At 65.2% G+C, this 14,354-nt stretch carries 12 protein-coding genes; 9 read left to right on the top strand and 3 right to left on the bottom strand.

The window, feature by feature from the left end:
- Nucleotides 1-150: 150 nt before the first annotated feature.
- The 6 genes from mtrB to secA all read left to right on the top strand — a co-directional run bounded on the left by mtrB (nt 151) and on the right by secA (nt 9,651).
- Nucleotides 151-1,923 (top strand): MtrAB system histidine kinase MtrB, encoded by a 1,773-nt coding sequence (gene mtrB / locus ACTHQS_RS02890; RefSeq protein WP_440166643.1) that lies wholly within the window; start codon nt 151-153, stop codon nt 1,921-1,923.
- Nucleotides 1,920-3,635 (top strand): LpqB family beta-propeller domain-containing protein, encoded by a 1,716-nt coding sequence (locus tag ACTHQS_RS02885; protein WP_440165913.1) that lies wholly within the window; start codon nt 1,920-1,922, stop codon nt 3,633-3,635. Before mtrB ends, ACTHQS_RS02885 begins: the two co-directional genes overlap by 4 nt.
- Nucleotides 3,636-3,769: 134 nt before the next feature.
- Complete coding sequence (locus ACTHQS_RS02880) at nt 3,770-4,699, top strand: ComF family protein (protein ID WP_440165911.1); 930 nt, start codon at nt 3,770-3,772, stop codon at nt 4,697-4,699.
- A 144-nt stretch (nt 4,700-4,843) separates the two neighbouring features.
- On the top strand, nt 4,844-5,569 hold the full coding sequence (gene hpf, locus ACTHQS_RS02875) for a ribosome hibernation-promoting factor, HPF/YfiA family (protein ID WP_440165909.1): 726 nt from the start codon (nt 4,844-4,846) through the stop codon (nt 5,567-5,569).
- 29 nt (nt 5,570-5,598) lie between these two features.
- On the top strand, nt 5,599-6,867 hold the full coding sequence (locus tag ACTHQS_RS02870; RefSeq protein WP_440165907.1) for a winged helix-turn-helix domain-containing protein: 1,269 nt from the start codon (nt 5,599-5,601) through the stop codon (nt 6,865-6,867).
- A gap of 42 nt (nt 6,868-6,909) precedes the next feature.
- On the top strand, nt 6,910-9,651 hold the full coding sequence (gene secA, locus ACTHQS_RS02865) for a preprotein translocase subunit SecA (protein ID WP_440165905.1): 2,742 nt from the start codon (nt 6,910-6,912) through the stop codon (nt 9,649-9,651).
- Nucleotides 9,652-9,767: 116 nt separating this feature from the next.
- On the opposite strand, the gene ACTHQS_RS02860 is transcribed toward secA, so the two are convergent.
- Both ACTHQS_RS02860 and ACTHQS_RS02855 read right to left on the bottom strand, forming a co-directional pair.
- Nucleotides 9,768-10,274, bottom strand: coding sequence for an Rv3235 family protein (locus ACTHQS_RS02860; protein WP_440165903.1), 507 nt, complete (start codon nt 10,272-10,274; stop codon nt 9,768-9,770).
- Nucleotides 10,275-10,422: 148 nt separating this feature from the next.
- Complete coding sequence (locus ACTHQS_RS02855; RefSeq protein WP_440165901.1) at nt 10,423-11,304, bottom strand: LysM peptidoglycan-binding domain-containing protein; 882 nt, start codon at nt 11,302-11,304, stop codon at nt 10,423-10,425.
- Nucleotides 11,305-11,444: 140 nt separating this feature from the next.
- On the opposite strand from ACTHQS_RS02855, the gene ACTHQS_RS02850 reads away from it, so the two are divergent.
- The gene (locus tag ACTHQS_RS02850) at nt 11,445-12,014 is read left to right on the top strand and encodes a hypothetical protein (RefSeq protein WP_440165899.1); all 570 of its coding nucleotides are present in this window, start codon (nt 11,445-11,447) and stop codon (nt 12,012-12,014) included.
- 5 nt (nt 12,015-12,019) lie between these two features.
- Here the strand turns inward: ACTHQS_RS02850 and ACTHQS_RS02845 are convergent, their stop codons facing one another.
- The gene (locus ACTHQS_RS02845; RefSeq protein ID WP_440165897.1) at nt 12,020-12,235 is read right to left on the bottom strand and encodes a helix-turn-helix domain-containing protein; all 216 of its coding nucleotides are present in this window, start codon (nt 12,233-12,235) and stop codon (nt 12,020-12,022) included.
- 152 nt (nt 12,236-12,387) lie between these two features.
- Between ACTHQS_RS02845 and ACTHQS_RS02840 the strand changes: the two genes are divergently transcribed.
- Nucleotides 12,388-13,029, top strand: coding sequence for a hypothetical protein (locus ACTHQS_RS02840; RefSeq protein WP_440165895.1), 642 nt, complete (start codon nt 12,388-12,390; stop codon nt 13,027-13,029).
- The gene (locus tag ACTHQS_RS02835) at nt 13,026-14,330 is read left to right on the top strand and encodes an AAA family ATPase (RefSeq protein ID WP_440165893.1); all 1,305 of its coding nucleotides are present in this window, start codon (nt 13,026-13,028) and stop codon (nt 14,328-14,330) included. The genes ACTHQS_RS02840 and ACTHQS_RS02835 overlap by 4 nt, the downstream gene beginning before the upstream one ends.
- Nucleotides 14,331-14,354 lie beyond the last annotated feature (24 nt).

The raw sequence follows: 14,354 nt of genomic DNA, 5'->3' as shown, positions 1-14,354 counted from the left end.
CAGGACGGGGAACCGGACCGGCGCGCAACGCCGCATTCCGCGGATCAAGGCTTGAGCCAGGACGACGGCGGGCAGGGCAGTACTGTCCAGCGCAGTGAAGAGACCGACGCGCCCGGACCCGGCAATACCGGAACTCCCGGTCTGCGGCATATCGCCTTCCGCGCACGGATCTGGCAGCGGCGCGCCTTAATCGTGGCGCTCCGCGTGGCACGGCTGGTGCGGACCGGTGTCCGCCGCTTCCTTCCGGGGCTGCGGTACCTGGGCCGGGCACTGCAGCAGCGCTGGCGCCGGTCCCTGCAGTTCCGCACCGTTCTCACCACCCTGATGCTGGCCGTGACCTCCTTCGCGGTCGTCGGCGCCTACCTGTCCAACCAGATCGCCAACAACCTGTTCCAGGAGCGGCTGACGCAGGCAGAGTCGGAGACGCGCTACAACGTCAAGCAGGTGCAGGAGACGTTCGACGGCGCCCAGGTCACCGACCAGTCCAGCGTCATCACCCTGGTATCAGACACGCTCAGCGCCGTCGAAGGGCGGGGCTCGGTCATCCAACGGCGCTACGTCTTCGAGGCGATGCCCAACCAGACCAAACCCCGCAACCGCTGGGTGGAGTCCCGCGCGTCGGACCAGCTGACGGTCAGCGTCATTCCCCCTGACCTGCGGAAGGCAGTCCAGGAGTCCGGAAAGGACCAGTACTGGGCATCCACCGTTATCCCCGTGGGGACCGAGGACCGGCCGGGAATCGCCGTCGGGAACAAAGTGACCTTCAACGGCACCGTCTATGAGCTCTACCTGATCTACGACCTCAACACGGCACAGCAGACACTGAATGAGATCCAAAGCGTCCTCTGGGCCGGCGGTGCGGTACTGGTCCTGCTGATCGGCGCCGTCGCCTGGTACGTCACGCGCAACGTGGTCAGCCCGGTGAGCCACGCCGCCATGGTTTCCGAGAAGCTCGCAGCCGGGCAGCTGCAGGAGCGGATGGTGGTGAAAGGCGAGGACGAAGTGGCCCGCCTTGGTGCCTCCTTCAACCACATGGCGGCCAGCCTGCAGGAGCAGATCACCCAGTTGGCAACGCTCTCGCAGATGCAGCAGCGCTTTGTCTCCGACGTCTCGCACGAGCTGCGGACGCCGCTGACCACCGTCCGCATGGCCGCAGAAGTCCTGTACGACGCGCGTGACGATTTCGACCCCATCAACAAGCGCTCGGCAGAGCTGCTCTACAACCAGGTGGAGCGGTTCCAGTCCCTCCTCTCGGACCTCCTCGAAATCAGCCGCTTCGATGCAGGCGTGGCGGTCCTGGATGCTGAACCGGAGGATCTCCTCCAGGTGATCGCCCACGTCATTGAGGGGGCGGCGCCGGTAGCGGCGGAGTATGGGTCGGAAATCCTTTACACGGCCCCCGCGGATGCCGTGATCGTTGAAATGGACGCGCGGAGGATCGACAGGATCCTGCGCAACCTGATCCTGAACGCGGTGGAGCACGGCGAGGGCAAACCGGTGACCGTCACGGTTGCGGCCAACGAGACGGCAGTGGGCGTTGCCGTCAGGGACCATGGGATAGGAATGGACCAGGCCCAGGCTGCCCGGGTCTTCGACAGATTCTGGCGTGCCGACCCAGCGCGCGCACGCACCACCGGAGGCAGCGGCCTGGGGCTGTCCATCGCCATGGAGGACACCAAGCTGCACCATGGATGGCTGCAGGCCTGGGGCAGGAAGGGCGACGGCGCCAACTTCCGGCTGACCCTTCCACTGCGCCAGGATGGCGAAATCACGGAGTCGCCCGTACAGCTGGAACCGAAGGACGCCACGATGCCCGGAGCACCGGGGAGCATACCTGCCGAACAGGACTACAAGAACATGGTGCTGTTGCAGACCGGTGGAGCCAGGCCTGCTGCACCCCGGGCCCCCGAGGAGACACCATGAGGGCCACCATGCGCCACTCCAGGTACCCGGCGGCACTGCTCGCCCTGCTGATCGTCCTCCTGTCGGGCTGCGCGAGGATCCCCACATCCGGCCCGGTGGGGAAGAGCAGCGAAAGCAGCGCAGGCAACGTCAACGCACCCGTCTTCCTTCCGGCCGCGCCCCAGCCCGGTGCGTCACCTGAGACCATCATCGACTACTTCTACCGGGCCGGCAGCGGCTACGAGGACGACTACGCGGTGGCCCGCCAGTACCTGACGCAGGCATCGGCCGTGTCCTGGAAACCGGACAAACGCGCGCTGGTCTACCGGGAAGCACGCGTTGTCCCCACGGGCACCGAAAACGTCTTCAACTACGAGCTGGATGTCTCCTACACGGTGGACGCCGACGGCATCGCCACCCAGTCCCCACCGGGCACAGTGGAACGCATTCCCGTGACGGTGACCCAGGTGGACGGCGAGTGGCGGATATCCGCAATTCCGGACGGGACCGCCATCGCGGAGGAAACGTTCAAGGTGATCTACGGCGCGTACCCCATCTACTTTTACGACCCCACGTTCACCTACGCCATCCCGGACGTCCGCTGGTTCCTGAAGAACAAGACCGTCAAGGCCATGACCAGCGCACTGCTGGCGGGCCCCGCTCCCTATCTCCGTGGCGCCGTCGCCAGCGCGTTTCCCTCGGGGATCAAGCTGGCCCGTGAATCCGTCCCGGTGGTGTCCGGGGCCGCGCAGGTGGATCTGACGGCGAAGGAGCTGACGGAAACCTCGGCGGAGGACCGGCTGCGCATGCAGATGCAACTGACCTTGACCTTCCGCAGCCAGCCTGATGTGGTCAACGTGGAGCTGCGTGCCAACCAGGACCTGGTCCGGGTGGAGGATAACGGATCTGTCCTTCCTCCGGTCCTGGACAAAACCGTGCCTTCCCGCCAGATCGCCATCAGTGGCAACGAGCTGGTGCGCTACGAAAACAACCGTGTTTCGCCGCTGCCCGACATGCAGCCGGTTTCGGCGCTCAACCCGCGCTACCCTGCCGAATCATCGGTGTCGCAGGCTGCGGCCTTCCTCAATGACGGCCGCACCACCCTGTACAGCATCACTCCCGGCCAGCCTGCGCGCGCCCTGACCACCCGGAGCACCCTCAGCCGGCCGTCGTTCAGTGTCAACGACTGGGTGTGGACGGCCGGGCCGGGTGCCGCGGGTGCCACCGAAGTCGTCGCGTTCCACCCCACCGGGGTGGCCGAGGGCGCGCCTGTGCCATCCGTGACACTCGCACCGTCATGGCTTGCCGGCCGGACCGTGAAGGAACTCCGCATTTCACGGGACGGCGTGCGCGCGCTGGTCATTTCCGAGCAGAACGGGAAGTCCAAGGTGCAGGTGACCGGCGTGATCCGGGCCGGTGACGGCACGCCGCGCGAACTGACCACGCCCATCACTCTGGTCAGTGCCGGCGATCCCGACCAGGGGGTGTGGGTGAACGGGACCACCGTTGCCGTCATGAAGGCGGCAGCCGGTGCAAACGTCACACCGGAGCTGTTGTCCCTCACCTCCGGTCAACCGCAGCAGCTGGCCCCATGGCCCGGCCTGGTGGCCATCAGTGCAGGCAATGGTGCCGACGACATCTACGTCCAGTCCGCAGAGGGCATCTTCCAGCGCCTGGGCAACGGCTGGTCGCCCCAAATCAAGGGCCCCATCGACCCTGCGTTTCCGGGCTGACGCGGCCGTCCGCCTTATCCACATAGCCCAAGCGGTGCCCCCGCTTGTGCCGGGGTCTGATGCATGCTGGGGGAATGAACGGCAGCTCCGGCGAAAGAGGCGCAACTGGTCCTGGCCGTCGACGGACCTGGAGAATGGACCCGGACCTTCAACCGCCGCCGCCCTGGCAGGCTCTGCACAGGGGCGAACACCCGGTTGCCCTCCTGCGTCTTGCTGACTGGTTGTCCGGCGCAGCGGCAGACCTCGTTGCCCTGGCAGTGCCGGTGGACTGCGTCTGCTGCGGGGCCGAGGACCGGACGCTTTGCGCGCCATGCGGCAGCCGCATCCGCCAACTGACCAGGCAACCTTTCCGGGCGGAAAGCGGAGCGCCGGCGCTGATGGATGTCGACGGGACCGTCATGCTCCCCGTGGTGGCAGCTGGTGTGTACCGGGACGAGCTGGCACAGGGCCTGCTGTCGTTCAAACGGTACGGCCAACACCAGCTTGGCAGGAGCCTTGGCCGGGCACTCGCCGTGGCAGTCAGGGCAGCAGCCCAAGGCGGCAATGGGTTCCTGCTGGTTCCGGTGCCCACCGGCACAGCGGCATATGTCACCCGGGGGTTCAGCCCGGTCCACGTGCTCCTGAAAGAGGCGGCACGGCAGCTTCCAGGCCTCGACGTCGCAGATGTCCTGGGCAAAAAGCCGGCTGCCAACTCCTGGTGGCCCGGCAGCCACAAAAGCCCTGGCAACCACCAGGGTTTGGCTGGCCAAAAAGGACCGGGTGGCCAAAAAGGCCTGGGTAGGGGAGCCCGCTCGCAACGCGTCCGGGGCTCCATGCAGATCAAATCCGGAGCCGGCGCAAAGGTCCTGGGACGGCCCTGCATCATCGTCGACGACGTCCTGACAACCGGCGCCACCCTTGGAGAAGCGGCCCGTGCCCTGCACCGAGCCGGCGCCCGGGTAAGGGGCGCCGTCGTGCTTGCGGCGACACGCCCGCCCGACGCCGCGGACCCCGGCGCTCCGGCCCCCCGACCGCACGGGAGACACCACGACTTAGAAAAAAATAAACCGGGAAAGGATGAATAACGGGTGGCTATGAACTAACGTCGGTGGTGGGTACCAAGAACAGAATGTACCTTTCGATGGCGGCTCGGAGAGGGGCTCGACTGTCAGGCAGCCCGGCCCAAGGAAGCGCCGCCGTCGTGTCACCGAAGTCATTTGGAGGGCACCATGGAGTTTATGATCAGCGGACGAAATCTGACAGTTTCAGACCGGTTCCGCGAATATGCCGGGGAAAAGATCGCAAAGATCGAATCGCTTGGTGACAAGATCCAGCGGGTCGATACCAAAGTCTCCAAGGAGACCAACGCCCGGCAGACCGGCGACCAGTTGACCGTCGAGGTGACAGTCCTGGGCCGGGGCCCTGTAATCCGTGCCGAAGCGAGTGCCGCAGACAAATTTGCCGCCTTTGACCTCGCCTACAACAAACTGCTTGAGCGGCTCCGGCGCGCGAAGGACCGTAAGAAGGTCCACCATGGCCGTCACACCCCCAAGGCTGTCCGTGAAGCAACCGCCACACTCGAGCCCGCCAGCGCGCACGAACCGCTGTACCTTGAGGCCAACCGCAGGAGCGAAACCGGCCTGGCAACGGAAGAAAAATCCCCCTACGATGTCGAAAATGACATCCCGGCCGGGAAATCGCCGGTATTGATCCGGCGCAAGGTCTTTCCCGCTGCTTCCATGACGCTTGACGACGCCGTGGACAATATGGAACTCGTGGGCCACGACTTCTATCTCTTCGTGGACAAGGCCACCAACACGCCCTCCGTCGTTTACCGCCGCCGCGGCTGGACCTATGGCGTCATTACCCTGGACCACGAATGCGAACCAGGGGACACTGTCGTGGAGGAAAAGATCCTTGCCTACCGCTCGGATGACGCCCCCGCCAACGCTTAACGTGGAATCACCCACCGGAGAGGACTGAATTGCCGGCATCGCTGAGCCTTAACCAGGCACGGCGGATCGCGCTGGCAGCGCAGGGACTCCACAAAGGACGGCCCACCGGCCCCGTGACAGCACGGACGGTGGGCCGTACCTTTGCCCGTCTCCAGCTCGTCCAGATCGATTCCGTGAATGTCCTGGTCCGCAGCCACTTCCTGCCCTTCTACTCCCGCCTTGGCAACTACGACCGCGACATCCTGCAACGCATGTCCGGACGCCATCCGCGCCGGATGCTTGAATACTGGGCGCACGAGGCAAGCTACATACGGCCGGAGCATTACCAGGACCTTCTCCTATGGCAAAAGCGGGCCTGGGTGGGCGCCTCCCGCCTGGACCCCGTGCTCCGCAACGACGTTGCGGCCAGAATCCTGGCGGTCCTCGCCCGGTCCCGGCCCATGACGGCATCGGAACTGACGGCACGGATTGGGCATGTCGAGGAAAAGCAGGCGGACAACTGGGGGTGGAACTGGAACGCCGTAAAGCGGGTCCTTGAACACCTCTTCGAAGAAGGACTGGTATCGGCAGCCTCCAGGACCGGGCAGTTCGAGCGCAGGTACACGCTGACCGCCAAGGTCCTCCCATACCCGGCCCCCGCGGCACGGGAAGAGGATCCAGTGGCCGCACTGCGCCGCCTGACGGACGCGGCCGCACAGGCCCACGGAATCGGCAGCGTCCGCTGCTTCGCCGACTACTTCCGGATTCCGGTCAAGGCTACAGCGCTGGCCGTTGAGCACCTCGTGGAGCAAGGCAGGCTGGAACCGGTCAACGTGGCGGGCTGGGAGCGGAAGATCTACCGGCATGTGGACTCGGTGCTGCCGCAGCGCGCCACCGGCCGGGCGTTGTTGAGCCCGTTCGATTCCCTGGTCTTTGAGCGGCGGCGGCTGTCCGAACTTTTCGGTTTCCACTACCGGATCGAGATCTACACTCCAGAGCCCAAGAGGCGGTTCGGCTACTACGTGCTGCCTTTCCTGCTGCGCGACAGCATCGTGGCCCGGGTGGATTTGAAAGCGGACCGGGCAAGCGGCCGGTTGCTGGTGAGGTCCGCGTTCGCCGAGCCTGACGCACCGCCTGATACCGCCGTCGAACTCGCTGCCGAACTGGTGCTCATGGCCCAATGGCTTGGCCTGCCGGAGGTGGAAGTGGGGCAGGGAGGGGACCTGGCCGCAGGTCTGTCCCTGGAGCTGGCACCGCTCCAGGGAGTATCCGCTCTCAGGGAAAAGGGGCACCGGCTGCGTGTGTCTCCCGTAGACTGAACACGCCAGAATTCGGCGGCATCAGACTGGGAGCATCTTCACGTGGCATCACTTATCGAAAAAATTCTCCGCACGGGTGACAAGAAAACACTCCGGCAGTTGCGGAACTATGCCGATTCCATCAACGCCCTCGAAGACTCCTTTAAGACCTTTACCGACGCTGAACTGCGTGAGGAGACGGACCGCCTCCGGGCTCGCCACCAGGATGGCGAGAAGCTTGACGACCTGCTTCCCGAAGCCTTCGCAGCAGTGCGCGAGGCGTCCTCCCGCACATTGGGGATGCGGCACTTCGACGTCCAGCTGATGGGTGGCGCTGCCCTCCACCTGGGCAACATCGCTGAAATGAAGACCGGTGAAGGCAAGACCCTGGTGGCGACCGCTCCCGCTTACCTCAATGCCCTCACCGGCAAGGGTGTCCACGTCGTCACGGTCAACGACTACCTCGCCGAATACCAGTCCGAACTCATGGGCCGCGTCTACCGGTTCCTGGGCCTGACCAGCGGCGTCATCCTCGCCAACCAGGATCCGGCCGTTCGCCGCCAGCAGTATGCCGCCGACATCACCTACGGGACCAACAACGAGTTTGGTTTCGACTACCTGCGGGACAACATGGCGTGGGACCGGACCGAACTGGTCCAGCGCGGCCACAACTTCGCCATCGTCGACGAAGTTGACTCCATCCTCATTGATGAGGCACGCACGCCATTGATCATCTCCGGCCCTGCGCAGGGGGACACCAACCGCTGGTACAGCGAATTCGCAAAAGTGGTGCTCCGGCTTCAGTCCGAAAAGGACTACGAGGTCGACGAAAAGAAGCGCACGGTGGGCGTCCTGGAGAGCGGGATCGAAAAGGTCGAGGACTACCTTGGCATTTCCAACCTGTACGAATCCGCCAATACTCCGCTGATCGGGTTCCTGAACAATGCCATCAAGGCCAAGGAACTGTTCAAGCGGGACAAGGATTACGTCATCCTGGACGGCGAAGTGCTGATCGTTGACGAGCACACGGGCCGCATCCTGGCGGGCCGGCGCTACAACGAAGGCATGCACCAGGCGATCGAGGCCAAGGAAGGCGTCGAGATCAAAGCGGAAAACCAGACCCTGGCCACCGTGACGCTGCAGAACTACTTCCGTATGTACGGCAAACTGTCGGGAATGACGGGTACCGCCGAGACTGAGGCGGCCGAGTTCATGAGCACTTATAAGCTCGGCGTCGTGGCCATCCCCACCAACAGGGACATGCAGCGGATTGACCAGTCGGACCTCGTGTTCAAGAACGAGGTTGTAAAGTTCGACGCCGTGGTGCGCGACATCGCCGAACGGCACGAAAAAGGCCAGCCCGTCCTCGTGGGCACCACCAGCGTGGAGAAGAGCGAGTACCTGTCCAAGCTGCTCGCCAAGGAAGGCATCCGCCACGAGGTCCTGAACGCCAAGAACCACGCCCGGGAAGCTGCCATCGTCGCCCAGGCAGGCCGGAAGGGTGCCGTCACCGTGGCCACCAACATGGCCGGCCGCGGCACTGACATCATGCTGGGCGGTAACGCCGAATTCACGGCCGTCGCCGAACTCGCCAAGCGCGGGCTGGATCCGGAGGAGAACTCCGAACAGTACGAAGCCGCGTGGCCCACGGCGCTCGAGGCAGCCAAGCAGTCCGTCAAGGATGAACACGAGGAAGTCCTGGACCTCGGCGGCCTGTACGTCCTGGGCACCGAACGCCACGAATCACGCCGCATCGACAACCAGCTCCGCGGCCGGTCCGGCCGCCAGGGCGACCCCGGTGAGTCCCGGTTCTACCTGTCGCTGACCGATGACCTCATGCGCCTCTTCAACTCCGGGGCTGCGGAACGGCTCATGAACAGCTCCGTGCCGGACGACGTTGCGCTCGAATCAAAGCTGGTATCCCGGGCCATCGCCTCTGCCCAGGGACAGGTGGAAGGCCGCAACGCCGAGCAGCGCAAGAACGTGCTGAAGTACGACGACGTCCTCAACCGCCAGCGCGAAGCCATCTACAGTGACCGCCGTCGCATCCTCGAAGGCGATGACCTGCACGAGAAGGTGCAGTACTTCATCGAGGACACCATCACTGCGCTGATCGACGCCGCCACCGCGGAAGGAAACGGCGACGACTGGGACTTCCACCAGCTGTGGACGAACCTCAAGACGCTCTATCCTGTCAGCGTTACTCCCGAGGAAATCATCGAAGAGGCCGGCGGGAAGTCCAGGATCACCGTTGAGCTGCTCAAGGAGGAGATCCTCTCCGACGCCCGCCTGGTGTACCGGGCCCGCGAGGAGGTCATCGGATCCGAAAGCATGCGGGAGCTTGAACGCCGCGTGGTCCTTTCCGTCATTGGCCGCAAGTGGCAGGAACACCTCTACGAGATGGATTACCTCAAGGAGGGCATCGGCCTGCGGGCCATGGCGCAGCGTGATCCGCTGGTGGAGTACCAGCGCGAAGGTTTCGCCATGTTCCAAAGCATGATGGAAGCCATCCGGGAGGAAAGCGTGGGCTTCCTCTACAACCTCGAGGTGGAAGTAACCCCGGCCCAGGACGTCGTGGTCCAGGATGCTGCCGGCGGACACACCGAGCACGTGGACCCGCAGGTCCATGCCGCCGGGCTTGAGGCCCCCGAGCAGCCGGCGCAGCTGCAATACACGGCTCCCAGCGAGAGCGGCGGAACCCAGACCCGGGTGGAAACCCGGGCCGGCAGCGGACGCTCCGGCAACCCCGCCAAGGCAGCCGCACAGGATGCTGCCAAGCGCCCGGCAAAAAAGAAAAAGCGCTAGCAGCACAGCCGTAGACGCCCAAGGGCGGTGGTGAGCAGGGCAGGGACCAAGGCGTCCCTGCCCTGTTTGCGTGGTGCACTGTGCGGATCTTCCGGCGCCCGGGCGTTTCCACTGGGTCAGCCGATGACGAGTTCAACGATTCGCCAGACCTGCTTGTTGCGCTCAAGCCGGACGGCAACGGCACGGGCCCGTACGTCATCCACCACCACGGCACTTGCCTCGTAGATCCCCTCAGCCACCTCGCACACCCGTACGGAGCGGACCGTGGAGTTCCGGTGGAGCCGGGCCAGTGCGGGATTGCCTGTCCTGGTAAGTTCGCGCCGGATCAGCGCCGCCCGGTGCTGCAACGACGCCAGGCACCGCGGATCGAGCCGCCGCGCCAACTGGTGGACAGGACGGATGCCGGCCAGGACCTCCATGGCAGCCTGGACCGTCCCCCGGGTAATGGCCCTGACTTCCGCCGCTTCGCTTACGGACCGCAGGGACGGTGGGTTCGCGCCGTGCGACTGACCCGCCGGCGCCGCCGTCCTTGGCGGTGACACATTTTCCCCGCGGGCCCTCCCGCCGTCTACGGTGTTGGCAGCCGGGTCCTGGACGGCCCGGACAGGTGTCGCAGCGGTCATTGTGGTTCCCCTTTTGTTCGAATAGCTGATGGTCCAATGGGCCGGCGCGGAGTTGACGTTGGGCACTCCGGTCCGGCTCGGTGGCACGCTGATGGGATCTTCTGTATGGCCGGACCCCGGAAGCCCCACGGCAAGGTGTCGGCAGCGGCTACGGCGCCGGGGCGTGGAGGATTTGACCTGGAAGCAGGACGTCCGGGCTCGCGCCGATCAGGCCCCGGTTCGCTGCATACCACCGCGGCCACTCAAGGGCTATGGCCACGTCCGATGCTTCCGGGCCCAATTGGGCCGCGACGATGTCCCATAGGGTGTCTCCGGCGAGTACTGTCACCACACCGGCCCCGCCACCCGTTTCGCTCCCGCCCGCCTCCGGACCGGCCGTGGCCCTGGTTTGCGGAGCGGCGAGCAGTCCGGGTTCCAGCACAGGGGAAGCCGGCTGCCATCCTGGGTTGACCGTGGCGGCGGTGGGCTGGGCTGCGGCGGGTTGCCATGCCGGCGATGCACCGTCACGAACCGCCGTTGGCACTTCCGCCGGGACCTGTTGGACCGGGGTATGCATGTCCGGGCCATCGCCCTGGCCGGGCGCCGGGACAGCGTCCATGGTTGCAGGGTTGGAGGGAGCCGCTGAGGACTGGTTCTGTAGTGGAGTCCACTCGGGCCCCGGAGCGGTGGCGGCATGTGCCGCAGCCCCGGCCACCAGCTGGATCGAAAGGGCGGCAACAACTGCCCTTTGCATGAACGCGGGTGAGAGCCTGCGGGCCACCGCCGCAGCCCGACGACGTCCCGACCGCTGCAGCAGGACAGCGGCTCCTGCGCTCAACAGCGCAAAAGCCCACCACAGCAATAGCCCGATGCCGGCAGCTGTTGCGGCGGCCGCCAGGAGGACCTCCACGGACAAGTCCTGCCGGCGGGCGGCACCGTCCTGCCATTGGGCAACCAGGCCAGTCCCCAGGATGCAAAGCACAACCCCAAGCCCCAGCAGAGCCAACGCCATGGCGGCATCGGACCATCCTGTCTTTCGGGAGTATCCCATGATCCGCCACCTTGATGTCTTTTGATGCAGTTTGATGCTGATTGAGACAGTCTGAACCCGATAACGAACTTTTGTCCAGACGTTGGAGTGAATTAAAGATGCGCGTTGACGGGTTGGATGCGGCACCCTACGCTGGCGGAATGCGCTGGGATGCACTCTTCAACGACATGGAAAGCCAGCTTGCGGAGGCTGACCGGCTTGCGCTCGACAGCGAGATCAACGAGCGGACCCGGGCAGAGATGGTTGGCCTGCGCCTCGAAGACCGGCTGCGGGCCGCCGTGGGTTACAGGATCGGGGTCCACCTGCTGTGCGGCGAATCGGCACAGGGGGAGCTGACCCACGTCGGGGCTGATGCCCTGGTCCTGGATGAAGAACGGCACCAAGGACTGATTCCCTTCGCGGCCGCAGCGCGGTACGTGGGCCTGGGCAGGCATGTGCAGGCGGAGAACTCACCAGTCCGCCGGTCGATCGGACTGGCCCACTCCCTGCGGGCCCTAGCCCGGGATCGGACCGAAGTAACCGTCACGATTGGTGGGGGATCCGGGGCCGCACGGCTGGACGGCGTCATTGACCGGGTTGGCCGGGACTACATAGACCTGGCGGCGGTGATTCCGGGCGAAGCACGGAGGACCCAAAGCGTTGGCCAGGTTTCAGCGGTACCTTTCACGGCACTGGCGATCATCAGGTCACGCAAAGCCCGCGGAGCGTAGCGGCGTCACACTGACTTGGCGCGTGACTCCTGGATCATGCGGCTGGCCTCGGCATAGCGTTCCTCGATGTACTGCTCCAGCATTTTCTCTTCGACCCGCCACTGCCCGCGGCCCCCCACCTGAATGGCCTTCAGCTCACCGCTGCGGACCAAGGCGTACGCGGCAGGTGAGTTGATCTGGAGCTGCTCGGCGACGTCCGCGAGCGTGAGGAACCTTGGCATGCACCCATTTTGCCATCACATGACGTTGTTTGTGCCCGTTTTCCACAGATAGCCGGTATTTAGGTAAATGACTTTTGTTCCGGGTGCCTTGCAGTAACAATGAGGAGTCCGGCCAGAGCGGGCAGGCCCGGTATACCTAGGGGGAGAACGGTATGGTTCCTGATGCAAGCGCCGCTGCACCGCGGCTGAAGCGCCCATCGTGGAAGGATCCGCGGTTGCTGGTGGGCGTCCTCCTGGTCCTCGTGTCTGTTGCGGGGGTTACGTTCCTGGTCGGCAGTGCGGACCGCACCACCGAGGTCTTTGCGGCACGGGACGGCATCGCTGTGGGTGAACGCCTGACGCCGGAGAACGTGGTCCGCGCCAAGGTCCGCCTGGGTGATACGGAGCAGCACTACATCACTGTGGAAGACGGCCTGCCCCAGGATGTCGTCGCCGTGCAGCGGATCGCCAAGGACCAGTTGGTTCCCAAGGCCAGCCTTGGCGAGGTGGACCAGCTGGATCGGAAACCCGTAGCCCTCAACATCGCGCAGACCTTGCCCTCCCAGGCAGTTGCCGGTGCGCGGGTGGACGTCTGGGTGGCCCAGCCGGACGCCAGGAACGGATTCAGCGAGCCGAAGCTCATCCTTCCCGGAGCTGAAATTGCCGAGGTCACCACGGGGTCCACTGCCCTCGGCTCGTCAAAGACCACTGTGCTGATGGTCATGGTAGAGGACAAGCAGATGCCTGCGCTGCTGGGTGCCCAGGCCAACGACGCAAAAATATCCGTCGTGTGGAATCCCGGCGGCATGCGATGAGCATCCCGGTTGTCACCGTGGGCCAAAGCCGGGAGGATCTGGTGGGCGGCCTCGAAAGGCTCCACGGGCCGGTGACCGTGGTTAGAAGGTGCACTGAACTTCCCGAACTTCTCGCTGCTTGCCAGAGCGGCCTGGCAAGGGCTGCAGTGGTGGCTGAGGGGTCCGAGGGCTTGACTGCTTCCCTTATCGACCGGCTTGGAGCTGTTGGAGTGGCAGTCGTTGCGCTGACAGACAATGCAGAAGAGGCAGCCAGGCTCCGCAAAATCGGTGTGGCCTCGGCGGTGACGGGGATCGAGTCCGCCGAGCTCTCGGACAGGATTGCCGATGCCGTCGCCCAGCTGACGGGTGCTGCCCGGCCTGCCGGCCTGAGCGCTGCCGCCGACACAGGGGCTGCACTGGCCCTTGATCCCGTGCAGCCGGAGCCTGACGAGGAGGACCACCCAGCCGGGAAGCTCATCGTTGTCTGGGGACCGGCCGGGTCACCCGGCAGGACCACCATCGCGGTGAACATCGCCGGCGAGATGGCTGCGGACGGCCGGGACGTCCTGCTGGTCGACGCCGACACCTACGGTGCCAGCGTCGCGGCGGTGCTGGGTCTCCTGGATGAGTCAGCCGGGGTTGCCCAGGCGTGCAGGCTCGCTGACCAGGGCCTGCTGGACCCGGATGCCCTCCGGAAGGTTGCCGCCACGGTCGCCACGTCGTCCGGAGCGTTCCGGGTGCTCACGGGCATAACCCGCGCGGACAGATGGACAGAGTTGCGCGCCCCTGCCCTGGCGCTGGTTCTTGAACGGGCCCGCCAGATCGCGGAGGTTGTGGTGGTCGATACCGGGTTCTGCCTGGAGGCCGATGAGGAACTGAGCTTCGACACCATGGCGCCGCGACGCAACGCCGCCACACTGCGTCCGCTGGAAGTGGCTGACGAGGTCTATGCCGTTGGTGCTGCTGATCCCGTGGGCGTACCCCGGATGGTGCGTGCGCTCGCCGAACTGGAAGGGGCTGTGCCGCAGGCGTCACCTACTGTCGTGATGAACAAGGTGCGGTCCTCCTCCGTGGGCAGAGACCCCGAGCGGCAGTTGCGGGATGCCTGGGAGCGGTACGGCCCCGCTTCAGAGCTCAAAGCGTTCCTGCCCTACGACCCGGCCGCCGCCGATGCAGCCCTCCTGGCAGGCTCGCTGCTGCTCGAAGCTTCCCCGGACTCTGCGCTCCGGCACGCCATCCGGGGGCTCGTTTGTGCACAAGGCCAGCGAAAAGCCAAAGCCTCTGTGTTTTCTTCCACACCACGGCGCAGGGCAAAGGACTAGGCTCGCCATAAGAGCTGCAAAGGT

Source organism: Arthrobacter sp. SAFR-044, from assembly GCF_051965175.1.
In the GTDB taxonomy this organism is placed as follows: Bacteria; Actinomycetota; Actinomycetes; order Actinomycetales; family Micrococcaceae; genus Arthrobacter.
Note: the sequence above shows the minus strand (reverse complement) of the source record. Positions and strands in the feature narration are given on the sequence as shown.